At 64.1% G+C, this 23,640-nt stretch carries 18 protein-coding genes, 1 tRNA gene and 1 pseudogene; 10 read left to right on the top strand and 10 right to left on the bottom strand.

The features are described from left to right. Nucleotides 1-73: 73 nt before the first annotated feature. The 6 genes from AUJ55_06020 to AUJ55_05995 form a co-directional block, all read right to left on the bottom strand. Nucleotides 74-1,720 (bottom strand): succinate dehydrogenase/fumarate reductase flavoprotein subunit, encoded by a 1,647-nt coding sequence (locus AUJ55_06020; GenBank protein ID OIO57809.1) that lies wholly within the window; start codon nt 1,718-1,720, stop codon nt 74-76. A 52-nt stretch (nt 1,721-1,772) separates the two neighbouring features. Then, complete coding sequence (locus tag AUJ55_06015; GenBank protein ID OIO57808.1) at nt 1,773-2,504, bottom strand: hypothetical protein; 732 nt, start codon at nt 2,502-2,504, stop codon at nt 1,773-1,775. Continuing rightward, entirely contained in the window at nt 2,501-3,067 is a 567-nt protein-coding gene (locus AUJ55_06010; protein ID OIO57807.1) for a fumarate hydratase, read from the bottom strand. The genes AUJ55_06015 and AUJ55_06010 overlap by 4 nt, the downstream gene beginning before the upstream one ends. Further along, complete coding sequence (locus AUJ55_06005) at nt 3,067-3,906, bottom strand: fumarate hydratase (GenBank protein OIO57816.1); 840 nt, start codon at nt 3,904-3,906, stop codon at nt 3,067-3,069. Before AUJ55_06005 ends, AUJ55_06010 begins: the two co-directional genes overlap by 1 nt. A gap of 18 nt (nt 3,907-3,924) precedes the next feature. After that, the gene (locus AUJ55_06000) at nt 3,925-4,872 is read right to left on the bottom strand and encodes a malate dehydrogenase (protein OIO57806.1); all 948 of its coding nucleotides are present in this window, start codon (nt 4,870-4,872) and stop codon (nt 3,925-3,927) included. A 159-nt stretch (nt 4,873-5,031) separates the two neighbouring features. Then, on the bottom strand, nt 5,032-7,587 hold the full coding sequence (locus AUJ55_05995) for a bifunctional aconitate hydratase 2/2-methylisocitrate dehydratase (protein OIO57805.1): 2,556 nt from the start codon (nt 7,585-7,587) through the stop codon (nt 5,032-5,034). A 316-nt stretch (nt 7,588-7,903) separates the two neighbouring features. Between AUJ55_05995 and AUJ55_05990 the strand changes: the two genes are divergently transcribed. From AUJ55_05990 to AUJ55_05950, 9 genes are all read left to right on the top strand, one after another. Beyond that, complete coding sequence (locus tag AUJ55_05990) at nt 7,904-8,191, top strand: hypothetical protein (GenBank protein OIO57804.1); 288 nt, start codon at nt 7,904-7,906, stop codon at nt 8,189-8,191. After that, nucleotides 8,188-9,189, top strand: a complete 1,002-nt coding sequence (locus tag AUJ55_05985) for a 4-hydroxythreonine-4-phosphate dehydrogenase PdxA (GenBank protein ID OIO57803.1) — start codon at nt 8,188-8,190, stop codon at nt 9,187-9,189. Before AUJ55_05990 ends, AUJ55_05985 begins: the two co-directional genes overlap by 4 nt. After that, a complete protein-coding gene (locus AUJ55_05980; protein ID OIO57802.1) occupies nt 9,186-10,076 on the top strand; it encodes a ribosomal RNA small subunit methyltransferase A in 891 nt (296 codons plus the stop codon). Before AUJ55_05985 ends, AUJ55_05980 begins: the two co-directional genes overlap by 4 nt. A gap of 404 nt (nt 10,077-10,480) precedes the next feature. Continuing rightward, entirely contained in the window at nt 10,481-11,638 is a 1,158-nt protein-coding gene (locus AUJ55_05975) for a hypothetical protein (protein OIO57801.1), read from the top strand. A 94-nt stretch (nt 11,639-11,732) separates the two neighbouring features. Beyond that, on the top strand, nt 11,733-13,007 hold the full coding sequence (locus tag AUJ55_05970; GenBank protein ID OIO57800.1) for a hypothetical protein: 1,275 nt from the start codon (nt 11,733-11,735) through the stop codon (nt 13,005-13,007). Continuing rightward, a complete protein-coding gene (locus AUJ55_05965; GenBank protein OIO57799.1) occupies nt 12,920-13,993 on the top strand; it encodes a hypothetical protein in 1,074 nt (357 codons plus the stop codon). The genes AUJ55_05970 and AUJ55_05965 overlap by 88 nt, the downstream gene beginning before the upstream one ends. Before the next feature lie 217 nt (nt 13,994-14,210). Then, nucleotides 14,211-15,158 (top strand): hypothetical protein, encoded by a 948-nt coding sequence (locus AUJ55_05960; protein ID OIO57798.1) that lies wholly within the window; start codon nt 14,211-14,213, stop codon nt 15,156-15,158. A gap of 389 nt (nt 15,159-15,547) precedes the next feature. Then, nucleotides 15,548-15,632, top strand: a tRNA-Leu gene (locus AUJ55_05955). Between the two features lie 120 nt (nt 15,633-15,752). Continuing rightward, complete coding sequence (locus AUJ55_05950; protein OIO57815.1) at nt 15,753-16,862, top strand: class V aminotransferase; 1,110 nt, start codon at nt 15,753-15,755, stop codon at nt 16,860-16,862. Between the two features lie 616 nt (nt 16,863-17,478). Here the strand turns inward: AUJ55_05950 and AUJ55_05945 are convergent. The 4 genes from AUJ55_05945 to AUJ55_05930 all read right to left on the bottom strand — a co-directional run bounded on the left by AUJ55_05945 (nt 17,479) and on the right by AUJ55_05930 (nt 22,635). Next, entirely contained in the window at nt 17,479-18,201 is a 723-nt protein-coding gene (locus tag AUJ55_05945) for a hypothetical protein (GenBank protein OIO57797.1), read from the bottom strand. Nucleotides 18,202-18,546: 345 nt separating this feature from the next. Next, nucleotides 18,547-19,845: an ATP-dependent protease ATP-binding subunit ClpX gene (locus AUJ55_05940; GenBank protein OIO57796.1), complete on the bottom strand. Its 1,299-nt coding sequence runs from the start codon at nt 19,843-19,845 to the stop codon at nt 18,547-18,549. A gap of 751 nt (nt 19,846-20,596) precedes the next feature. Beyond that, a complete protein-coding gene (locus AUJ55_05935) occupies nt 20,597-21,463 on the bottom strand; it encodes a serine O-acetyltransferase (protein OIO57795.1) in 867 nt (288 codons plus the stop codon). Further along, the gene (locus AUJ55_05930; protein OIO57794.1) at nt 21,454-22,635 is read right to left on the bottom strand and encodes a homocitrate synthase; all 1,182 of its coding nucleotides are present in this window, start codon (nt 22,633-22,635) and stop codon (nt 21,454-21,456) included. Before AUJ55_05930 ends, AUJ55_05935 begins: the two co-directional genes overlap by 10 nt. Before the next feature lie 717 nt (nt 22,636-23,352). On the opposite strand from AUJ55_05930, the pseudogene AUJ55_05925 reads away from it, so the two are divergent. Continuing rightward, nucleotides 23,353-23,640, top strand: a pseudogene (locus AUJ55_05925) (IS256 family transposase).

Below are 23,640 nucleotides of genomic sequence, written 5' to 3'. Positions count from 1 at the left end.
TCCACCCTACACCCTGTGATGAGTAGGGTGGATAAGCGCAGCGCATCCACCACTCCCCTCTTCCAACCCAAAATCAACAGGGCAGCGCCGTCCCCGGCAAATCGTCGACCGCCAAGGGGCCAGGCCGGTAATCGGGCAGCAGCATGGGGGCCAATCGCCCTTCCGCCGCCTGATTGCTCTTGAGTCCCTCAAGGTAGGCGGCCAAGTGACCCAAACCGGGCTTGCCCGACGCGTGCGAAACCACATAGCGGGCCGCCGCCGCCCCGGCCCGCTGGCCGTAAACCATGATTTCGAGCAGCGCATTGCCCATCAGCCGGTTGTCGCCGTGGATTCCGCCGGTGACCTCGCCGCAGGCATACAGCCCCGCCACCGTGGTCGCCCCCTGGGGATCGATGGTCAGACCCCCGTTTTGGTAATGCAGGGTCGGGTAAACCAGGATGGGATCTTTGGTGATGTCGATGCCGTGGCGCATGAATTCAAGATATTTGCCCGGCAGCTCCTTGCGGATCGTCCCCTCGCCGTGGATCAGGTCGATGATGGGGCTGTCGAGCCAGACTCCAACCTGCCCACCGGGGGTGGTCACGCCGCCGCCCCCCGCACACTCTCGAATCAACGCCGCCGTGGTGACGTCGCGGGGCTCCAGGGCGAAGACGAACTCCTTGCCCTCGATGTTGACGATCTGCGCCCCCAAACCGCGCACCTTTTCAGTCACCAACAACCCGACCGACTGACCGGGAAAGGCGATGCCGGTGGGGTGGTATTGGGCATAGCGCAGATGGGTCAGCTTGGCCCCGGCCCGGTAGGCCATGACCAACCCGTCGGCGGTGGCGCCGTAGTGATTGGAGGTGGGGAAACCCTGGATGTGCAGCCGCCCAAAGCCGCCAGTGGCCAAGATGACGGCACGCGCCTTGACGACAAAGCGGTGGCCAGTGGCCAGGTTCACCATCACCGCGCCGCAGCACTGCCCCGCCTCGTCGGTGAGCAGTTCGACCGCCGGACAGTATTCCAGCACCCGCAGCCGATCCCCCAGCGCCAGCGCCTCGTCCTTGACCACCCGCATCAGCTCCAGGCCGGTCATGTCGCCCGCCGAGTGCAGCCGTTTGCGGGAGGTGCCGCCGCCGTGACGGGCTTTCATCCGCCCGGTGGGGTATTTGTCGAGCAGCATCCCGGCCTGCTCCAGCCAGGCCAGCACCTTGGGGCCGTCGCTGACCAGCGCCTCGACCAACTCGGGAACGTTGGTGAAATGGCCACCACCCATGATGTCGAGGAAGTGATCGATGGGGGAATCGGCCTCTTGATCGGCGACCTGAATCCCCCCCTCTGCCATCACGGTGTTGGAATCGCCGAAGCGCAGTTTGGTCGCCAGCACCACCTTGGCACCGCCCCGTCCCGCCGCAATTGCCGCTGCCGCCCCGGCGCCACCACCACCCAGAATCAAGACGTCGGTCTCGACCTCGGGGGATTCAAGCCAAGCCTGGGCCTCATTGATGTCGATACGGGGTCCGGCATGAAGGAGGGAAACCACCTCGTTGGGAAGCTGATCGCCAGCGTTGGGGCCGACCTTGACCTCGCGGCGGGCATCGTCTCGGTAGTCGGGGTGAAACTCGCGCAACAGGATGCCGCGGTCGACCAGCGACAGGGCGGGAACATGGTCCCCCTGGCGGGCGCGGGCCAGCCGCTCGGCGCGGCTGGCGCGAACGCGTTCCATCGACGCTTTCATGTCAGGGGTATAGTTCAAATCAAACTCCGATGGACGTCGAAATAACGCAACCTCACAACCTGCTGCGGTCTTCGGGCAACCACGTCCCCGGCGCGGCCAGATCGGGCTCGCGCTCGCGGCGGTTGTAGAGGTTCTTGAGCTCATCCTGGCTCATGGCGACCAACTTTTTAAAATCTTTGGTGTAACGACCCGAATCGATTTGCGCGACCCGTTTGGCCAAGTGTTCGGCCCTCGCCATGCGATAGCTGCCGTAGTAGCGCCGGGCTGCAAGGGCGGCGTTGGGCTGGCTGATCTGGGCCGGACAGCGGGAAACACAGATGCCGCACTGGATGCAATCGAACGACTCCTCGGCGCAGGCCTCCAGATCGCCCCGCTTGATCATTCCGACATAACCCATGACGTCGATGTCCATGGGGCAGATGCGGGAACATTCGCCGCACATGATGCAGCGGTTGACCTCGGGGTAGAGGTGAACGACGTGCTCCTCGGGACGCTCCCCCGCCGGAACCTCAAGGGTGTGGCACACCTTCTTCTGGGGGAAATAGGGCAGCTGCATCAGCATCATCCCCTGCTCCACCAGCGACTGGCACGACAACCCGGTCTTCAGGGTGTGATCGCCGTCGATGCGATAGAAAACCGCGCAGGCGCCGCAGACCCCGCCCCGGCAGCCCACCCCTTTAACGAAGCGATACCCGACCGATTCCAGCGCTTGCAGGATGGTCAAGTGGTCGTCGACCGAGAAGCGCTGCCCCTCGAAAAGGATGTCGACCTTGCCGCCGCTCATCGCCAGCCGACCCGCCGGTACTGCGACTGCCCGGTGGCGTACAAATCGCCGCCAAAGGCGTCGTTGACCACGATCAGGGGCATCTCTTTCACCTCAAGCTTGCGCACCGCCTCGGGGCCGAGCTCGGGGTAAGCGATGGTCTCGTTGGCAACAATGGCCCGGGCGTTGAGCGCTGCGGCGCCCCCTACGGCGATCATGTAGACCGCCCCGAGCTTCTGCATCGCCTCGCGTACTTCGGGGGCACGGTACCCCTTGCCGATCATGCCGCGCACCCCCGCCTCCATCATCCGCACCGCATAGGGATCCATGCGATACGAGGTGGTGGGACCGGCCGAACCGATCACTTTGCCAGGGGGGGTCGGGCTGGGGCCGACGTAGTAGATGATCGAATCGGTGGGATCGAAGGGGAGCGCTTCACCGCGATCAAGGGTGTCGACCAGCCGTTTGTGGGCGGCGTCGCGGGCGGTGTAAAGGGTGCCGGTCAGCAGTACTTGATCGCCAGCGCGCAGATCCTTGACCTTTTCGGCGGTCAAGGGGGTGGTGAGATTCACGGTACGAGACATTAGATAGTCACCTCCCGATGGCGATTGGCGTGGCACTGAATGTTCACCGCCACCGGGAGGGAGGCGATGTGGCAGGGATGGTACTCCACCTGCACTGCCAGCGCCGTTGTGCGCCCCCCTAAGCCGGCAGGGCCGATCCCCAAATCGTTGATTTTGGCCAGGATCTCCTGCTCAAGATCAGCAATGGCCGGGTCGGCATTGGGGGTTCCGGCATCGCGCAGGATCGCCTTTTTGGCCAGCCCCGCACTGACGTCAAACGAGCCGCCGATCCCAACCCCGACCACCAAAGGGGGGCAGGCGTTGGGTCCGGCCTGCTCCACCACCTTCACCACAAAATCGACCACCCCTTGGCGCCCGGCTGAGGGGGGGAACATCTTGAGCTGGGAGGCGTTTTCAGATCCGCCCCCCTTGGCGGTGAAGGTGATCTTGACCTGATTGCCGGGGACAATGTGCTCGTGAATCAACGCGGGGGTGTTGTCGCCGGTGTTGGCCCGGGTGAAGGGGTCGCACATCGATTTGCGCAGATACCCCTCTTCGTACCCCTGGCGCACGGCGGCGTTGACCGCATCGTGCAGGTTGCCCCCCACCAGATGCACATCCTGACCAATGTCGAGAAAAACGACCGCAGCGCCGGTGTCCTGGCAGGTCGGCATCGACTCGGCGGCGGCAATATCGGCGTTTTGCAGGATTTGGTGGAGGATGGTGACCCCGACCGGGCTCTCTTCGTTGGCGGCTGCGGCGCTTAGAGAGGCACGCATGTCGGGGGCCATAATGCGGTTGGCCTCGACGGCCATCGTGCGGATGGCATCGCCGATTTCACTGACGCTGACTTCGCGAATCTGACTCATGACGCCCCCTTACAACACGCCCATGGCGTCGATGTTGGCGATCAAAGCCCGCACATGGGCCTCGGAATCGCTCAGCGCCTTTTGATCGCCCTCGTTCAAGGGGATCTCGCGCACCCGAACCGCGCCGCTGCGTCCCAACTGCACCGGCACACCCATGTAGATACCGTCGATGCCGAACTCCCCCTTGAGGAAGGCGGCGCAGGGCAGGATGCGGTTTTGATCGCGGACCACAGCCTCAACCATGTCGACGGTCGAAGCAGCCGGGGCGTAGTAGGCCGAGCCGGTCTTGAGCAGGGCGACGATCTCGGCGCCGCCGTGGCGGGTGCGGTCGACGATCTGCTCGATTGTTTCGGCCGACATCATCTCGGCGACGGGAACCCCGCCCACGGTCGAGCTCGACATCACCGGCACCATCTGGTCGCCATGGCCGCCCAGCACCACCGCGTCCACATCCTTCACACTCGCCCCCACCGCTTCGGCGATGAAGTAGCGCATGCGGGCGGTGTCGAGGATCCCGGCCATGCCGATAACCCGCTCCGGTGGGAAGCCGGTCACCTTTTGGGCGGCGTAGACCATGGCATCCAAGGGGTTGGTGACCACGATGACTACCGCGTCGGGGGCCTGGATCACCACCTGTTCGCAGACCGATTTAATGATCTGCAGGTTGGTCTTGAGCAGGTCGTCGCGGCTCATGCCGGGCTTGCGGGCGATCCCGGCGGTGATGACCACAACGTCGGATCCCGCCATCGCGGCGTAATCGTTGCTGCCGGTCACGGCCACATCGATCCCCAGAACAGGGGTTGCCTCCATCAAATCGAGCGCCTTGCCTTGGGGCATCCCCTCGGCCACGTCGATCAGGACAAAATCACCCAGCTCTTTTTGAGCGCCCATCAAAGCGATGGTCGCCCCCACATGTCCGGCCCCAACGACCGTTATCTTTTTACGCATCCGGTTCATTCTCCGCTTTCCGGCCGGCCACCTTCGCCAGCCCATCAATCGATCGGCATCGTTCGTCTGCTCACAGGGCGGTCCGCGTTAGAAAAATCCACACGGGCCGCCGAATCAGCAGACACCCACCACCCCACCTCAATCAGGTGGGGTGGTGGGTGTATCCGCTTAGGCCACGTTCACCGGAATCCCGATGTCGTTGGCAAAGTTGGGGATCTTATGGAAGTTCAAGTACTTGTAGATGTCGTTCTCGGCCGGAGCGATCCGGTCCTTCACGACGGCTTGGTATTCCTCAACCGTGGGGAGCTTACCGAGCAGGGCGCAGACCGCCGCCAACTCTGCCGACCCCAGGAAGACCTGCGCTCCGTCGCCCAAGCGATTGTCGAAGTTCCGGGTCGAGGTCGAGAAAACGGTGGTGTTGTCGGCCACACGGGCCTGGTTGCCCATGCACAGCGAGCAGCCAGGGACCTCCATCCGGGCACCGGCGACACCGAGGATCGCGTAGACCCCCTCCTCGCGCAGTTGGTGTTCGTCCATGCGAGTAGGCGGAACGACCCAGGTGCGGGCCTTGACCTGACCTTGTTTATCGAGGACGCGGGCCAAAGCGCGGAAGTGGCCGATGTTGGTCATGCAGGAACCGACGAAGACCTCTTGCACCGCAGCGCCCGCCACCTCGGAGAGCAACTTGACGTCGTCGGGATCGTTCGGGCAGGCGACAATCGGCTCTTTGATCCGATCGAGATCGATCTCGATGATCTCGGCATACTCGGCGTCGGCATCGGGTTCGAGCAGTTGAGGATCGGCCAACCAGGCCTTCATCTTGTCGATGCGGCGCTGGATGGTGCGGGCATCGGAATAGCCGCGCTTAATCATGTTTTCGAGCAGAACGATGTTCGATTCCAAGTACTCGATCACCGGCTCTTTGTTCAGCCGCACGGTGCAGGCGGCGGCGGAACGCTCGGCCGAGGCATCTGAGAGTTCGAAGGCCTGCTCCACCTTCAAATCGGGCAAACCTTCAATCTCAAGAATCCGACCGCTGAAGGCGTTTTTCTTGCCCTTTTTCTCGACGGTCAGCAGCCCCTTCTGGATGGCGGCGTAGGGGATGGCGTTAACCAGATCGCGCAGGGTGATGCCGGGCTGCAACGCACCCTTGAAACGCACCAAAATCGACTCGGGCATGTTCAGGGGCATGGCGCCGGTGGCGGCGGCAAAGGCGACCAAACCAGAGCCCGCCGGGAAAGAGATCCCAATGGGGAAGCGAGTGTGGGAGTCGCCGCCGGTGCCGACGGTGTCGGGCAGGCACAGGCGGTTGAGCCAGGAATGGATCACCCCATCACCGACCCGCAGGGCCACGCCGCCACGGGTGCTGATGAAGCCGGGCAGCGAGTGGTGCATCTTGATATCGACCGGCTTGGGATATGCGGCGGTATGACAGAACGACTGCATCACCAGATCGGCCGAGAAGCCCAGGCAGGCCAGCTCTTTGATCTCGTCGCGGGTCATGGGGCCGGTGGTGTCCTGCGATCCCACGGTGGTCATGGCGGGCTCGCAGTAGGCGCCGGGACGAACCCCGGTCACGCCGCAGGCCTTGCCGACCATCTTCTGGGCCAGGGTGTAACCCTTGCCGGTGTCGACCGGATCGCTCGGTTTGACGAACAGCTCGATGGGACTCATACCGAGAAGCTCGCGGGCCTTGGCGGTCAAACCGCGACCGATGATCAGGGGAATCCGACCACCGGCGCGAACCTCGTCCATGATGGTCTCGGGGGCCAGGGTGAAGGTGGAGACCACAGCGCCGTTCTTGGTGATCGCCCCCTTGGCGGTGTTGATGGTGATGACGTCGCCCATCTCAAGGCTGCCCACGTCGCACTCGATGGGCAGCGCGCCAGAGTCTTCGGCGGTATTGAAGAAGATCGGGGCGATTTTCCCCCCCAATACCACGCCACCGCCCCGCTTGTTGGGAACAAAGGGGATGTCGTCGCCAGTGTGCCACAACACCGAGTTGGCGGCCGACTTACGGGAAGAGCCGGTGCCAACCACGTCACCCACATAGGCGACCGGATGACCTTTGGCCTTGAGCTCGGCGATGGTCTCGATGGCGCCCGGCATCTTGGCCATCAACATACTCAAGGCATGGACCGGGATGTCGGGGCGGGTGAAGGCCTGGGAGGCGGGGGAGAGATCGTCGGTGTTGGTCTCGCCGGGCACCTTAAAAACGGTGACGGTGATCTCTTCGGCCAAAGGGGCGCGGGTAGTGAACCACTCGGCGGCGGCCCAAGACTGAAGCACCTTCGCGGCGCCCGCGCTACCGACCTTGAATTTTTCGGCCACACTGTTGAAAGAGTCGTAAACCAGCAAGGTCGTCGAGAGGGCGGTAATCGCCTCTTCACCAACCTCAGCGTCGTCGACCAGCCCGATCAAGGGGTCGACGTTGTAGCCGCCCATCATGGTGCCGAGCAGGAAGGTCGCCTCTTTACGGCTCACCAGAGGGCAGGACACCGCCCCTTTGGCTACGTCAGCCAGGAAGGCGGCCTTCACGTAGGATGCCTCGTCGACCCCAGGGGGGATGCGGTCACGCAACAGGTGGAGCAGGAACGCCTCCTCACCTGCTGGAGGATTCTTCAGCAACTCGACCAAATCGGCGGTTTGCTTGGCGTCCAGCGGCAGGGGGGGAACCCCCTGGGCTTTGCGTTCCTCAACGTGCGCTCTGTAGGCTTGCAGCATGGTTGCCTCCGTCGACGAACGGCGCGAGACCGTTCCATTCAAAAGTAAAAAAATAAACCGAGTGATTGCTGTTGAATTTCTTCCGCTTGACGCTTGCCGAACTTCATCAATCGTCCATTTCGTTCGGTTCCAAGGAGTTAGCTGTCTTCGCCAGACAGAAAGCCCCCTTTCGGGGGGCAGAAGAATAGCTGAAATTTACGGGGTTCTGTCAAGCAAAAAGGCCCGATAAAACCTGGATCTTTGCCCCTCGGGGTATTGATGTTTTTAGGGGTGGATCGTCAAGCTACCCATTCCCACACACGGCAACCCATCATCCATGAGACTCGACCTGTTTTTGAAATTCGCCCGGTTGTTCAAACGACGTTCCCTCGCCCAAGAGGTGGTCAAGGATGGCTGCGTGACGGTCAACGACCGTGTGGCCAAACCGGGGACGCCGCTCAAGGTGGGCGACCGGATCGTCATCACCCTGGCCACCCGGCGCATGGAGCTCGAAGTGGCCGCCGTCGCGGGCCACCAGCCCAAGAAGGAGCAGGCCGGGGCACTCTTCACCTGGGTCTCCGACGCACGCACCGCGCCGCCCAACGAGCTGGAGGATGACTTTTGAACCGCCCCATCCTCGCCATCACCCTAGGCGACCCTGCCGGGATTGGCCCCGAGATCATTCTGCGCGCCTTGGCCTCGCCCGATCTGATCCCCTGCCGCCCCATCATCTTGGGCCACCCCGCCCCGTTTGAGGCGCTGCTGCCCCGTATCGCCCCCGATTGGCGCATCCTGTGTCTGAAAGGCGATGATTTTTCCAAGCCGCTTCCCCCCAACACCCTGGGGGTGGTCACGGTAGGGCAACCCGACGAACCGTTGGTGTTGGGATCCCCCTCCCCCGGCTGGAGCCGCCTGGCCTTGAGCGCCATCGACGAGGCGGTACGGCTGGCGGCTGCGGGCAACGTTGACGCCATCGTCACCGCCCCGATTGCCAAGGCGCAGCTGCGCCCCTTCGCCGCCGGGTTTATCGGCCACACCGAGTACATCGCCGCCCAAGTCGAGGCCGAACCGGTGATGATGCTGGCCGGGCGGGGGCTTCGGGTCGCCTTGATTACCACCCACATCCCGCTGCGGTCGGTCCCCGACGCCCTGACCACCGAGCGCACCCTGGCAACGATCCGGGGGGTCGATACGGGGTTGCGCCGCTGGTTTCACCTGCGCCATCCCCGGTTGTTGCTCTCGGCCTTGAACCCTCACGCTGGGGAGTCGGGGCAGTTCGGACGCGAAGAGATCGAAATCCTCGCCCCGGCTGTGGAACAAGCACGTGCCGAGGGCATCGAGGTGACCGGACCGATCTCGGCCGATACCCTGTTCATCCCGCAAAAGCTGGCGCTGGCCGACGCGGTGATCTGCCCCTACCACGACCAGGCGCTGATCCCGCTCAAAATGCACGCCTTTGGTAGCGCAGTGAACGTCACTCTGGGGCTCCCGTTTCCCCGCACCAGCCCCGATCATGGCACCGCCTTCGACATCGCCCCGCAGCTAATCGCCGATCCGGCCAGCATGAGCGTGGCGATCCAAACCGCCGTTTCGATGACCCAATCACCCCAGGAGTCCGCATGAGCGCCGCCATGTTCCATCGCCTCAAACGTTTCGGCATCGACCCCAAGAAGAGTCTGGGACAGAACTTTTTGATCGAGGAGGCGGTGGTCTACGGCATCATCGAAGCGGCGGGAGTTCAGGCGGGGGATCGGGTGGTTGAGATCGGACCCGGCCCTGGCGCCCTGACCGCCCCCATGCTCGAAAAGGTGGGACGGGTCTACGCCATCGAGCTCGACGAGCGGCTCTACCCTCTGTTGCAAGACATCCAAGAGGAATACGCCCCGGTGGGCAAAATCCTGGAGGTCGAGCAGAACGACGCCATGAAGGTTGACTACGGCAAAGTCGCCGCGCATCTGGGGGGCAAGTTTCACCTGGTCGCCAACCTCCCCTACCACATCTCGACCCCGATCCTGTTCAAACTGATCGACGAGCGGTTTTACATCGAGTCGATGACCTTGATGTTCCAAAAAGAGGTTGCCGAACGGATCGTCGCCCCCCCCGGCGGCAAGAACTACGGGGCGCTCTCGGTCATGGCCCAGCTCTTCTGCCAGGGCAAGGTGCGGCTCAAGGTCAAACCGGGCTGTTTCTATCCGATCCCCAAGGTCGAATCGGCGGTTATCCACCTGACGGTGCAAGAGGAGCCCCGCTTCCCGGTCGACGACCTCAACGTCTTGCGCCGCACGGTGCACGCCGCCTTTTCGCAGCGCCGCAAGACGCTCTCCAATGCCATCCGGCAGGTCTTGCCCGAAGCGGCCAGCGAGGCGCTGATCGCCGTCGGCATCGACCCGATGCGTCGGGGTGAAACCTTGAGCGTCGAGGAATTTGCCCTGCTCGCCAACGAGGTGGGACGCCGCCTGCCCGAGGCGCTGCCCGAGGCGACACCGGAGGAGATGGCGAAGGTTTCGTAGAGAGGTGTGGCGCGGATTTCTGCCCTGTGAATCGAAGAGACAGCACCCCTCCCCCAAACCCCCACCCCCCTGGAGGGAAGCGCTCCGTCGCGCCGCCTTTGGCACAATGAAAAAAACGGCCCCGACGGAGCGTGGCCTTCCAAAGAGCAAGATCAAACACCGTCGCCAACCTAGCCCTAAGGAAGCGCTGATTTAATCGGCGCATCCGAGCAGCCCAGAATCGGGAACGTAGGAGGCGACCTAAGTCGCCGAAGCTCTGCTTTTGGTTTTTGCCAGGCGTGCTGATTCAAGGCAGGAGGCCTTTAATCGGCGTTTCCCTAGGAGCCTACCTCGGCCGCGCTTAGAAGCGGCACCCCCCCCAGCCTCCCCCTACCCGCCGATCCAATCCCCGCCATACTCCCTCTATGAATCACCTTCTTCCCCGCACCGTGATCGTCCTCGGGCTGGCCTCGCTCCTCAACGACGTGGCCAGCGAGATGATTACCCCCCTGCTTCCCCTCTTTTTAACCGCCACCCTGGGGGCCGGGCCGGCGGTGGTGGGGCTGGTCGAGGGGGGGGCCGAGGCGGCGGTGAGTGTGCTCAAGCTGTTCTCGGGCTGGCTGGCCGACCGGGGGGTTGGCCACAAGCGGCTGGTGGTCTCGGGCTACACCCTCTCCAACCTGGTTCGCCCCTTGATTGCCCTGGCTTTTGGCTGGGTTTGGGTGCTGGCGATGCGGGTGCTCGACCGGGTCGGCAAGGGGTTGCGCACCGCGCCGCGCGATGCCTTGATCGCTGCGGCGGTCGATCCGAGCATCCGGGGGCGGGCCTTTGGATTCCACCGCGCCATGGACCACGCCGGGGCGACCCTCGGCCCCCTGATCGCCTTCGCCCTGCTGCAATGGGGGGGGCTGGAGATGACCCAGGTATTTTGGGCTTCGGTCGTCCCCGGTTTGCTGGTGGTGCTTTTGCTCGTGTTTGGCCCGCAACCACCTCCAGTCCCCCGCGCCCTACCCGCCGCCCCGCTGCGCTGGCGCGCCCTTGATCTCAAGCTGCGCCGTCTGGTCATCGCCGCCGGGGTGCTTGCCCTGGCGACCACCCCCGAGGCCTTTTTGGTGCTCTGGGCTTTTCAGGGGGGACTGGCGATTGCCTGGGTTCCCCTGATCTGGGCAGCCGCCAGTCTGGTCAAGGCGTTGGTCTCGATCCCCGCCGGAATCGCCGCCGACCGTTGGGGCCGCCTGCAGGTGGTCCGTTTGGGATGGAGCCTGCGGGTGGTTCTGTTGCTGGCGCTGGCGTTGATCCCTGCGGGTGGGCTTACGACCTGGGGGCTTTTCCTCGTCTACGCCGCCGCCCTGGCCATGACCGAGGGGGCGGAGCGGGCCTTGATTGGTGATTTGGCCCCCGCCGACCAGAAGGGGACGTTGTTCGGTCTGTACCATCTGCTCAGCGGCTTGCTGGTCCTGCCGGGGGCAGTGCTTTTGGGTCTGCTCTGGGAACGGATCGGCATGGAGAGCGCCTTTGCCGCCGCCGCCGGACTGACCGCTCTGGCGGCGGGGTATTTGTTGCGGGAGGTGGAACAGCGATAACCGGGACCCCCTTCCGGCTTGGGTCCAATCCTGCAAACCGCTACCCTCCCCACCCCCATCACCGCTTTTTTCGGCCCCCCCCATGAAGGCAAACATGCGCCTGCCCCTGTTTCTCTTGTCGGTCTGGGCTCTGCTCCTAGCTTCACCCCTGGCCCTGGCCGAGGAGCCCCCTCCAGCGACCATCCTGCACCGCCCCAGCATCGGTTTGGTGCTGGGCGGCGGCGGTGCGCGAGGGGCGGCCCATGTGGGGGTGCTTAAGGTCTTGGAGTCGCTGCACATCCCCATCGACTACGTTGCCGGAACCAGCTTCGGCGCCATTGTCGGGGGGCTCTATGCCTCGGGGCTGAGCCCGGAGCAGATCGAAGCGTTGATGCAATCGGTGGATTGGGGCGACGCTCTGCGCGACGCCTCCCCCCGCAATGATTTGACCTTCCGGCGCAAAGAGGACGACCGGGCCTACCAGGTCGGGGCGACCCTCGGTTTTCACAACGACGGAATTCCTGCGCTACCCCGAGGGTTGATCGAGGGGCAACGGCTCGGATTTCTGCTCAAAAAATTCGCCCTGCATACCGCCTACCGCCAGGATTTCAACCAGCTACCCATCCCCTTTCGGGCGGTGGCGGTCGATCTGGTTTCGGGCAAGCCGGTGGTGCTCGATCACGGCGATCTGGCCACCGCCATGCGGGCGAGTATGTCGATTCCGGGGCTGATCTCTCCGGTCCCCTGGGTCGAGGAGGACGGCACCCGCATGCTGCTGATCGACGGCGGCATCGACAACAACCTGCCCATCGACGTGGCGCGGGCGATGGGGGCCGACATCGTCATCGCCGTCAACGTCGGTGCCCCCCTCTACAAAGCCGACCAACTCGACTCGGTCGTCAGCGTCACCGACCAGGTCACCACCCTGGTCACCATCCGCAATACCCAGGCGCAGATCGCTACTATTGGCGCTCAAGATATATTGATTCAACCACGACTTACGGGTATTGGCTCAGGTAGTTTCGATAAGGCGATGCAGGCGGTTTCTCATGGTGCCCGAGCCGCCCAAAACCAGATCGACCAGCTCGCCCAACTCGCCCAACTCGCCCTGACCGCCGAGTCCTTCGCCCAATGGCAGCAGGCCCATCAACACCCCGCCCCGCCCCCCCCGTCGTGGCTTTTGTCGACCTGGACAACCGTTCCGATGTCCCCGACGCCGCGATCCGCGCCCGCCTCCGTATCCCCTTGGCGCAACCGCTCGACCTGGAGCAGCTCCGAAACGATTTTGCCAAGCTCTACGGCATGGAGCTGTTTGAACAGGTCAGCTTCGATCTCACGCGCCGAACCGGACCCAACGGCGAGGAACAGACCGGGCTGCTCATCCACCTGAGCGGCAAATCCTGGGGGCCCCACTACCTGCGCACCGGGGTGACCTTGCAGGCTGCCAGCAACGGCGACAACACCTACGGCCTACGTTTTGGCCTGCTCTCCACTGGACTGAGCCACTGGGGGGCCGAATGGCGCAACGATGTGCTGCTCGGGACCGAACACTTCTTGGTCAGCGAGTGGTATCAGCCGCTTGATCCCGAAGGGGTGTGGTTCGTCGCCCCCCGAGCCGAAGAACGCCGCTATCCGCGCGGGGTTTATTCGGGCGACCAACAAACCGCCAAATATCAGGTGCGGCTGGAGCGCATCGCCCTTGACCTGGGCACCACCTTTGGGGACAACGCCTGGGAGGGACGAGCTGGGATCGTCAAGGAGTGGGTGCAGCAAAGCCGCCAGGTCGGACCGGTGGGGCTCAATCCCACCTCGATCCAGCAGGTCGCCCTCACCGTTGGCATCAAACGCGACACCCTCGACGCCCCTGCCTTCCCCCGCGAAGGGCAGCAAGGGCACGTCACCCTCACCACCGTTCCCAGGCAATTCGGGGCTCAGGCCCCCTACCACAAAGTCTCTGCCGCCCTGGGGCAGGTTTTCAGTTGGCACGAATTCACCGTGTACGGGCTGGCCCAGGGGGAGAGCTCGCTCAACAGCCAAACCCCAATCTACGACCTGGCGACCCAGGGGGGGCTGTTCCACTTGTCGGGTTACCCGCAAGGGGGATTAAGCGGGCAACACGCGGTGCTGGGTTCTTTGGTGGCCTACCAACGGCTGGCCCGTTTCCCCACCGGTTTGGGTTCGGGCGCCTTCGCCGGGGGATCGCTGGAGACCGGTTCGGCCTGGAACGGCGCACTCAAAACCAACCTGAACACCTGGGTGGCGGCGGGCAGCCTCTTCGTCGGCACCAACACCGCAGCCGGACCCCTCACCCTGGCGCTGGCCTACGCCGGGCGCAGCCGCTGGGCGGGGTATTTGGTGATTGGGCAGGTGTTTTGAGGGGGGTGGGGGTCGTTTTTAACCCGATTTTCCGCAATTGACGCAGATTTGCGCCAAGTCCAAAAGTTGGATGGGTTGGGCATGTGCTGCGACGGGGGGGGTAATCCAGCGCCTGCCTGCCGGACCTCGCTGCGCTCTTCCGGCCTACGTTTCTCCGTAGTTTGGTTCGGGGTATCGTCCCCCGACCTCCTCCCCTCCTGCAAAAGGCTTTTCCGCCATGGCGCACCACCACCATCACGACCATGACCACGGGCACGGGCACGACCATCACCACCACGGTCAGGCCTCCACCTCGGTGTTGCGCCGCGCCTTTTTGCTGACCCTGGGATTCGCCGCCGTCGAAGCGGTGGCGGGGTGGTGGGCTGGGAGTTTGGCTTTGATGGGGGATGCGGGGCACATGGTCACCGACTCGGCCGCCATCGGCATCGCCTGGGCCGCCGCCCACTGGGGAGCCAAGCCGGGGGGGGAGCGGCACACCTTCGGGCTGGGCCGGGTCGAGGTGCTGGCGGCGGGGTTCAACGCCCTGACTATGGCGGCGTTGATGATTTTTCTGGTCGTCGAGGCAATCGCCCGTTTTCAAGCCCCCCATGCCATCGACGGCGCCACCGTGGTGGTGGTCGCCCTGATCGGACTTGCGGTCAACATCGTGGTAGCGCTGACCCTTTCGGGGGGCGACCCCCACGATCTCAACCAGCGCGGCGCCCTGCTCCATGTGTTGGGCGACCTCTTCGGCTCGGTGATGGCGATCCTCTCGGGCGCGGCGGTCCTCGCCTTCGGCTGGCTCTGGGTCGATCCCCTGCTTTCGCTGGCCATCGCCCTGCTCATCGGCTTTTCGGCCTACCGGCTGCTGCGGGCCAGCATCCATGTGCTGATGGAGGGGGTGCCCAGCGGGCTTGATCTTGAGGAGGTGGGCCACGCCATGGCGACCTGCCCCGGCGTTAAAGAGGTCCACGATCTGCACCTGTGGAGCATCGACGGAGGCAAGTCGACCCTGACCGCCCATGTGGTGGTCGAGGATCTGGCCCAATGGCCCGAATCGCTGGGGGGTCTGCGTCACATGCTGCATGACCGTTTTAAAATCGAACACGTGACCATCCAGCCCGAACCGTGGATCCGCCCCCTCAGACCGATGCAGCCCGAGCCACACGGGGGCGATTCGGATTAAACCCTTGGATCGGCTGGGGTTTGCTCGTAGTCGGCAGAACCCGTCCGTTTCACCCAGGCAGACGCTGATTCAAGGCTCCTGCCTTGAATCGGCACGCTTCGCAAAAACCAAAAGTAGGCGCCTTGAGGCGACGTCGTTTTTGCTTGGCTTGCAAAATCAACAGGGCTTCGGCGACGGGGTCGCCTCCTACGACAGCGCACCATTTTGGCGGCCCATCCCTGGACCGCTCGGAAGCGCTATTAAACCAGCGCTTCCCTAGCCGCCAGCCCCGAATCCCCCGAAAAAAATCGCCGAAATACCGCCTTGAGGGGGTTGACCGACCCCAGGGCGATATGAACAATCCGCCTCCCCTGACGAGGGCAGCAGCAGTAAGCGGCTCTCGAATGTGTGCCGAGGTGGTGAAATTGGTAGACACGCTAGGTTCAGGGTCTAGTGGCGCAAGCCGTGCCGGTTCGAGTCCGGCTCTCGGCACCAAACAAAAACCCCCGCATGCCGAAAGGCCTGCGGGGGTTTTTGTTTTCACCCCTTGCCGATCCCCTTCGCTTCCCCCAGTCTGGCGGCGCCTCCCCCTCGAAGAGCCTCCAGGAGCGCCCCATGCACCCCGAATTCCCCCTGCAAGACGGTCTGATCCACCTCAACCACGCCGCCGTCGCCCCTTGGCCCCAACGCACCGTACATGCGGTGGCCGGATTTGCCATGCAGAACGGGGTGGCAGGATCGCTCAATTACCCGCAGTGGCTTGAGGTCGAGGCGCGGCTGCGCCGTCGCTTGGCCCACCTCATCGACGCCCCCTCCCCCGACGACATTGCCCTGTGCAAGAACACCTCCGAGGCGCTGTCGCTGATCGCCTGGGGGCTGACTTGGCAACCGGGCGACAACGTGGTCATCAGCGACCAGGAATTCCCCTCCAACCGCATCGTTTGGGAGTCGCTCACCCCGCTGGGGGTGGAGGTGAGACGGGCCGAGATCGGCGGGGAGGATCCCGAAGGGGCGATCATCGCCGCCTGCGACGGGCGCACCCGGGTGGTGGCACTCAGCGCGGTGCAGTACGGCGTCGGCCTCAAACTCGACCTGCCCCCCATCGGCGACCACTGTCGCAAGCGGGGCATTCTCTTCGTCGTCGACGCCATCCAGCAGTTGGGGGCAGCCCCCTTCGACGTCGAGGCGGCCCAGGCCGACTTCGTCGCCGCCGACGGCCACAAGTGGATGCTCGGCCCCGAGGGGATCGCCCTGTTTTACAGCCGCCCCGAGGCGCGGGCACAGCTGCAATTGCGCCAGTTCGGCTGGCACATGGTCGAACATGTTGGGGATTTCGAGCGGCTGGATTGGCAACCGGCGGCCACCGCCCGTCGCTTTGAGCCGGGCAGCCCCAACATGCTGGGGATCTACGGTTTGGAGGCGAGTCTGTCGCTTTTGGAGGAGGTGGGGATCGACGTGGTGTCGCGACGCATCGGAGAGCGGATCGAGCTGTTGATCGGGAGCCTTCAAGCCGCAGGCCACCGCCTGCTCACCCCCCGCGACCCGGCCCGTCATGCCGGGATCGTCACCTTTGTTCCCCGCGACGGCGATACCCATGGAGCCTTTGCCCGGTTGCAACAGGCGGGGGTGTTCTGCGCACCACGCGGTGGTGGCATCCGCTTTTCACCCCATTTTCATACACCGTTCAGTCAACTGGATATCGCGGTCAACGCGGTAGAGAAATGATCGAAGGAATACGTGGGCAGAGCGGCAGCGGGAGACGGGGCTCTTGGTTGATTGCGGGGGGTGTGTTTTAAAAGCCAAGGCGGCCACGACGGAGCGTGGCCCTCCAAGGGGCAACGGCAACAGCACCGAAACCCTCGACCTGCAACGAGCAGGATGAACGGGAAGCTCGGGATGAGCGGAAGCAAAGACGAACCCACCTTTAAGGAAGCGCTGATTTATTAGCGCTTCCGAGCGGCCCAGGGATGGGCCGCCAAAATGGTGCGCTGTCGTAGGAGGCGACCCCGTCGCCGAAGCCCTGTTGATTTTGCAAGCCAAGCAAAAACCATCGCCGCCTCATGGCGCCTACTTTTGGTTTTTGCGTGGCGTGCCGACTCAAGGCAGGAGGCCTTTCATCAGCGTTTCCTTAGCGCTTCCGAGCGGCCCAGGGATGGGCCGCCAGAATCAGGAACGTAAGCAGAGCTTCGGCGACGGGGTCGCCTCCTGACGTTCCTGATTGTGGCAGTCGCGTCCGCCTTTCGGCACCAACAGCAGGGCTGGCCCACCCAGAAACCCCATCCACATGGGAAGGCGGTCCCAAAAACCCGCCCCAAACCGACGGCTGCCCCTCCTGGTTCACTCAAGATCCCCCTTGAATCCGAATCTCCACCCGTTGGTTTTGCTGCCGTCCGGCACGGGTGTCGTTCCCGGCCACCGGATCGCTGCTGCCCATCGCCTCCAGCACGAAGCGGTCGGCGGGGAGCCCTTCACCCCAAACCAGATAGCGGATCACCGCCTGGGCCCGAGCCGACGAGATGGCCCAGTTGTCGGGCAGGCGCTCTTTGATGTTCTTGCCGGGGGGGATGGGGTCGGCGTGACCAACCACCACGATCTTCTGCCCCGCCGCCACCCGACGCAGGGCTGGGGCGATCTCTTTGAGCTTGGCCGCCCCAGCGGGGGTGATGTCGACGCTGCCCGGTTCGAAGATCGGCAGATTGCCCAGGACCAATACATCTTGGGATTGCGGCGCGGTCGCCACGGGCGCGGGGGGTGGCGGGGTGGGCTCTTTCGGCGCTACCGGGGCGGCGGAGGCCTCGACCTCTTTAGGGGCAGGGGTAGCCGCCTGGGGGCTGGCGCTGAGCCGGTCGATCTCGATCTTGGCCGCTTGCACCGCCTCTTGCAGCTGCTTGCGCTCCTTAGCCCACTGCGTCGCATCGGCTTGCAGCTTGGTCAGCAACGTCTGGTTGGAGCGCAGCTTGGCCAGCTCCTCCTCACTTACGTCGGGACCGCAGCCCGACAGCAGACTTGCGGTGGAAAGGGCCAACGCCCAACCAAACAAAGGGAGTAACCGGGGGGAAATCATGTCCGCCTCCTTCAATCGCCAAACGGGGAATTCCTGCAAGCGGCCTTTGCCGTCCGTTCAGGATACCCCACGCATCCCAATAAAAAAGCGGCCCTGGGGCCGCTTTCGATATTCAATCATTCGACGGCATCAAAGCCGATCCGCTTGGCGGGCTCCCCATCGGGAACCTTGCTCAGCGCCTGTAAAAAAGCCGCTTCACCCCCCTCTTAACCCGGGTTGGGAATCTGGTGCTTGCGGTCAACGGCACACCTCTCGGGCACTGCAGGGGGAATTAAAATCGCTGGCACTCTTTTCTTCGCGTCCTTCGCTCGCGTAACCCGCCTTTCGTATTGCTTCCCCAAAAACCTACCCTCGCGCCCGAACTCGCTCCTTGTCGTCAGCCACTTCCACCTCCTCGACCACAACCGCCTCCTCCCCCCGCACCATCCCCGCCGTTACGACGCAGCGCCGTTTCCCCAGCCCCTCCTTTTGCTCCCAATCGGGGGCCGAGAACATCAGAGGGCGCAGCAGTTTTTCGAGCACGGCACGCAGACCGCGGGCGCCGGTGCCCCGGCTGATCGCCTCGGATGCAATGGCGGTCAGAGCCTCGGGTTCGAAGCCCAGATCGACCCCATCGAAGGCGAAGAGCTTGCGGTACTGCCGGGTCAGTGCGTTCTTGGGTTCGGTCAAAATCTTGACCAGGGTCGCCTCGTCCAGCGGCTCCAGTATCGCCAGCACCGGAAAGCGGCCGATGAATTCGGGGATCAACCCAAACAGCCGTAGATCGTCGGGGGTGGTTTCGAGCAGCATGGTTTCGGGATCGGGGCGATCCTCTTCGGCCACAACGCGGGCATGAAAGCCGCCGCCGGTGTGGGGCGGGGCGATGCGGCGGGCGACCATCTCTTCCAAACCGGGGAAGGCGCCGCCGGCGATGAAGAGGATGTTGCGGGTGTCGAGGGTGACGGTCTCGCCGTCGCGATGTTTGCCCTTGCCGGTAGGAACCTTGATCTCCCCCCCTTCGACCAGCTTGAGCAGCGCCTGCTGCACCCCTTCGCCCGAGACGTCGCGCACCCGGGCGGAGCCCTCCCCCGCCTTGGCGAGTTTGTCGACCTCGTCGAGGTAGACGATCCCCCACTCCGCCTGCCCGATGTTCCCCTCGGCCGCCTCAAGCAGGCGAGCCAAGATCGACTCCACATCCTCACCGACGTAGCCAGCCTGGGTCAGGGTGGTGGCGTCGACCACCACGAAGGGGACCCCAACGATTTTGGCCAGGGTCGAGGCGATCAAGGTTTTGCCGGTGCCGGAGGGGCCGATGAGCAGGATGTTGGATTTGTCGATCTCGACCTCTTCGTCGATCTCGCCCTGGCCGTCGAGGCGGCTTTCAAGCCGCAGCCGCTTGAAATGGTTGTAGACCGCGACCGAGAGGATCTCTTTGGCCAGATCCTGGCCGACCACGAAGTCGTCGAGTTTGGTTTTGATCGTGGCCGGTTTGGGCAGCTCGCGGTGCAGGTCGGCGATGGCCCGCTTGCGTCCCCAGGAGCTGGCGACCTTGTGGGCGAGCTCGACGCACTGCGGACAAATCGCCCCATCTTGTCCGGCAATCAAAGGGGTGTCGGGGGCGCGGGGAGCACCGCAAAAACTGCAATGAGGATCGTTCGGGGTCATGGCGAACCTCGGTTTATTTCAGGAAGGGGGTTGGCCGAACACGGGGGCCAAGGGCCTATTGGGCGGATCCCCCTGGAATCCCTTGGATGTTTCAGTGTGCCGACGCTCGTCCCCTGATGGGGGGCAAGGGGATGCGGGGGCAAGCGCCATCGCGCCGGGGCGGCGCTCCTACCGATTTATTGGTATTGCCTGCTGCGCCCTCCTACCACAAGCCACGACCGTTCGTTACGGGTGCAGAAGCCCGGTCTCCGGGCGACCTGTGGCGGCTCCGTCCCCTCGCCCCAGACCTGGGGAGAGGGGTGGTGGCGTTGGGCAGGGCGGATCACCCGCCAACACCTTGCGCACGAAGCGCCGTCGTCCACGAATCAACCATCTCGCCCACCTGGCCGCCCCCTCACCCCAACCCTCTCCCCCTGGGGGGGGCGAGGGGGCAAGAGCCATCGCGCCGGGGCGGCGCTCCTACCCATTTATTTGCATGATCTGCACCGGGCTCCTACCACAAGCCACGACCGTTCGTTACGGGTGCAGGAGCCCGGTCTCCGAGCGACCTGTGGCGGCACCGTCCCCTCGCCCCAGACCTGGGGAGAGGGGTGGTGGCGTTGGGCAGGGCGGATCACCCGCCAACACCTCGCGCACGAAGCGCCGTCGCCCACGAATCAACCATCTCACCCGCATGGCCGCCCCCACACCCCAACCCTCTCCCCCTGGGGGGGGCGAGGGGGCAAGAGCCATCGCGCCGGGGGCGGCGCTCTTACAATTTCTTAGGACTTTTCCCCTCCCCGAACGACTGGGCGCCACACACCCCGTCGACGGGATCGCAATCGTCGCAGGGGGCCTCCCCAAGCCGTTGTTCCAATACCTCAATGCGGTCGAGCAAGCAGGCGATGGCGCGGCCCACCGGGTCGGGCATCAGGTGGTGGTTCAGGTCGATCTCTTGCTCGGGCAACTTGCCACCCGGCACCGGCTGCACGATCCGCCCCGGAATCCCCACCACGGTCCGTCCGGCGGGGACGTCGATCACCACCACCGCGTTGGCCCCGACCCGAACCCCATCTTCAAGAATCACCGGCCCTAAGATTTTGGCCCCCGCCCCCACCAACACCCCGTCGCCCAGGGTGGGGTGGCGTTTGGCTTTGGCCCAGGAGGTGCCGCCCAGGGTGACCCCGTGGTAGAGGGTGCAGTCGTTGCCGATCTCGGCGGTCTCGCCAATGACCACCCCGGCGCCGTGGTCGATGAAGAACCGTCGTCCGATCCGGGCGGCGGGGTGGATGTCGATGTTGGTGACGGCCCGGGCGACGAACGAAATCCAGCGCGCCGCATAGCGCAGCCGCCAATGCCACAGCCGATGGGCCAAACGGTGGGCCATCAACGCCTGGACGCCGGGGTAAATCGTCAGCACCTCAAACAGCGAACGTGCGGCGGGGTCGCGCTTTTTGACGCAGGCGACATCCTCGGCCAGCAGCCGCAACAGGCCGGGGGGCTTGGGTTGATCCGCCTGGGTTGGGGCCAATCGGGCTTGGGGCTTTTTCGCTTGGGGCTCGGTAACCTCGGCCCGGTACGACCAGGCCCCGGCCACCCGCTCCTCTTGCCGCTCAGGGCTGACCGGAATCACGCCCATCGTCTCATCTCCTCGGACTGCACCAGGTCGGGCCACGCCGGTTGGGTCGGCAGTCGATGCAGCAGCGCCCGCAGCTCATCGGGTTTGGGGGCGTGTTTGGTTTGGGTGACGAGCTGGCGGATGTGGGGCAGCAGCGCGGTGGCCGCCTCGCGGTCGATCCGCATCCCAATGGCCTCATAGGCCAGCATCACCCCTTGGCTGCCCGAGTGTTTGCCCAGCACCAACTCGTGGTGACGCCCCACCTCGGCCGGATCGAGCCCGGTGTAATTGGCCGGATCCTTCAGCAGGCCGTCGACGTGAATCCCCGATTCGTGGGTGAAAACCCCCGCCCCGACCACACTTTTTTGCCAGGCGACCGGGCGGCCCGAGGCGGCCTCGACCAGCTTGGATAGAACCGGGAAGTGGTGCAGATCGATGCCGGTTTCGATGCCGTAAAGCTTGCGCAGCCCCAGCACCACCTCTTCAAGCGGCGCATTACCGGCCCGCTCTCCCAGGCCGTTGACCGTGGTGTTGACGTGGGTCGCCCCGGCGACCACGGCGGCCAGGGTGTTGGCGGTGGCCAGACCCAGGTCGTCGTGGGCGTGCATTTCAATATCGAGATCGCACGATGCCTTGATCTTGCCGATGCGCTGCAACACCCCGATGGGCTCCAGAATTCCGACCGTGTCGGCATAGCGGAAGCGATCAGCTCCCGCCGCCTGGGCCGCTTCGATCACCTTCAACAAAAAGTCGGGATCGGCGCGGGAGGCATCCTCACCGCCGAGGCAGACCTTGAGCCCCATGGCGCGGGCTTGGGGGACGATCCGGGCGATGCGGCTCAGCACCGCCTGCCTAGAGATGCCCAATTTGGCGTGGATTTGTTGATCAGAAACCGGGATCGAGAGGTCGACCCGGTCGACGGCAAGTCCGGCGCAAGCGGCCAGATCGCCCTCGTGCATGCGGCACCAGACCTGGAGTTTGGCGCTCAGGGTCAAGTCGGCGATGGCCCGAATTGACTCGCGCTCCTCCTCGCCCATGGCGGGGATGCCGATCTCAAGTTCGGGGACGCCGATGGCAGCAAGCCGCGCGGCGATGGCGATCTTTTCATCCAGTGAAAACGACACCCCCGCCGATTGCTCGCCGTCCCGTAGGGTCGTGTCGTCTACCACGATGTCGATGGGGTTGGGAATCATGTTGGCACCTCCGCTCAAGGTGACTCGCTCAAGGGATGTTCCCCGAGCTACAGCCGAGTCATCGCAAGCGGGGTGCCAGCGTCAGAGTTACTGTTTTTTCAGTGGTTTATGGTATTTCAGGCGGGATCGTTTGCGACAAGGGGATGGGGTTGTCGCAAAGGCGACATGGGGGGATTCGGCCCCTTGCTTAAGTACCGCAGACAAGAAGTTAGGGTTCAATCGGTCGGTGCAACAATCCTTCAGTCTAAATAAAACGAATGCGTGTTAGTGCAACCTTCATTCTGTAATTGCGGCATTCCCCATTGGCTGGGGTCTTAGGTTCTTCTTTGATGCCATTTTTCACTCATCCTTGAAGAAGAGACGTCATGGCCGTGCATGTCGACCCCGGCCACCCCTTGGAGGGGCTTTTTCGGCGTTGTTGAATCAGGGCCTGGATGGCGCCGGAGAGGCGCTTCGAATTCTGATCAACGAGGCCTGCAAGATCGAACCGGCGCAATATTTGGGCGCCCACCCCTGAACGTACCAGCGAGCGCCGAGGCTATGCCAACGGCTTCAAACCCAAAACCATGACGACCCGTCTTGTTGAGATCACCGTCGAGGGACCCCAGGTGCGCGACAGCAGCTTTTACCCCAGCGCCCTGGAAAAAGGGTCTCGTACCGAACGGGCCGTGAACCTTGCCTTGGCCGAGATGTACGTCCAGGGGGTAGGTCATCACGGTGTTGCAGAAACTGGTGGGACCGCAGGTGGCGATCTCCTCGACGCAGGTCAGCCGGGCCGCCCAGAGCCTCGACGAGGGGCTCGCCGCTTGGCGCCAGCGCCCTTTGGGGCCAACCCCCTACGTGTTTCTCGATGCCCGTTATGAACGAGTGCGTACCGGGGGCATCCATCGCCGGGTGCTGGGGGTTTCGGTGGCGCTTTCCGAGGCCGAGATTCATTGGCGCGGCTTCCTCGACTCCCTGGTACGCCGGGGTTTGTGTGGGGTGAAACTCATCGTGGCCGACAGC

The organism is Proteobacteria bacterium CG1_02_64_396, from assembly GCA_001872725.1.
GTDB lineage: Bacteria > Pseudomonadota > MNWR01 > CG1-02-64-396 > CG1-02-64-396 > CG1-02-64-396.
Note: the sequence above shows the minus strand (reverse complement) of the source record. Positions and strands in the feature narration are given on the sequence as shown.

What these genes read in the sequence shown, in the direction of transcription:
- AUJ55_05995 (OIO57805.1), bottom strand. Translation starts at nt 7,587, where the DNA reads ATGCTGCAAGCCTACAGAGCGCACGTTGAGGAACGCAAAGCCCAGGGG.
- AUJ55_06000 (OIO57806.1), bottom strand. Translation starts at nt 4,872, where the DNA reads ATGAACCGGATGCGTAAAAAGATAACGGTCGTTGGGGCCGGACATGTG.
- AUJ55_05940 (OIO57796.1), bottom strand. Translation starts at nt 19,845, where the DNA reads ATGACCCCGAACGATCCTCATTGCAGTTTTTGCGGTGCTCCCCGCGCC.
- AUJ55_05960 (OIO57798.1), top strand. Translation starts at nt 14,211, where the DNA reads ATGGCGCACCACCACCATCACGACCATGACCACGGGCACGGGCACGAC.
- AUJ55_05965 (OIO57799.1), top strand. Translation starts at nt 12,920, where the DNA reads ATGGAGCTGTTTGAACAGGTCAGCTTCGATCTCACGCGCCGAACCGGA.
- AUJ55_05945 (OIO57797.1), bottom strand. Translation starts at nt 18,201, where the DNA reads ATGATTTCCCCCCGGTTACTCCCTTTGTTTGGTTGGGCGTTGGCCCTT.
- AUJ55_05975 (OIO57801.1), top strand. Translation starts at nt 10,481, where the DNA reads ATGAATCACCTTCTTCCCCGCACCGTGATCGTCCTCGGGCTGGCCTCG.
- AUJ55_05950 (OIO57815.1), top strand. Translation starts at nt 15,753, where the DNA reads ATGCACCCCGAATTCCCCCTGCAAGACGGTCTGATCCACCTCAACCAC.
- AUJ55_05990 (OIO57804.1), top strand. Translation starts at nt 7,904, where the DNA reads ATGAGACTCGACCTGTTTTTGAAATTCGCCCGGTTGTTCAAACGACGT.
- AUJ55_06015 (OIO57808.1), bottom strand. Translation starts at nt 2,504, where the DNA reads ATGAGCGGCGGCAAGGTCGACATCCTTTTCGAGGGGCAGCGCTTCTCG.
- AUJ55_06020 (OIO57809.1), bottom strand. Translation starts at nt 1,720, where the DNA reads ATGAAAGCGTCGATGGAACGCGTTCGCGCCAGCCGCGCCGAGCGGCTG.
- AUJ55_05930 (OIO57794.1), bottom strand. Translation starts at nt 22,635, where the DNA reads ATGATTCCCAACCCCATCGACATCGTGGTAGACGACACGACCCTACGG.
- AUJ55_06010 (OIO57807.1), bottom strand. Translation starts at nt 3,067, where the DNA reads ATGTCTCGTACCGTGAATCTCACCACCCCCTTGACCGCCGAAAAGGTC.
- AUJ55_05970 (OIO57800.1), top strand. Translation starts at nt 11,733, where the DNA reads ATGCGCCTGCCCCTGTTTCTCTTGTCGGTCTGGGCTCTGCTCCTAGCT.
- AUJ55_05935 (OIO57795.1), bottom strand. Translation starts at nt 21,463, where the DNA reads ATGGGCGTGATTCCGGTCAGCCCTGAGCGGCAAGAGGAGCGGGTGGCC.
- AUJ55_05980 (OIO57802.1), top strand. Translation starts at nt 9,186, where the DNA reads ATGAGCGCCGCCATGTTCCATCGCCTCAAACGTTTCGGCATCGACCCC.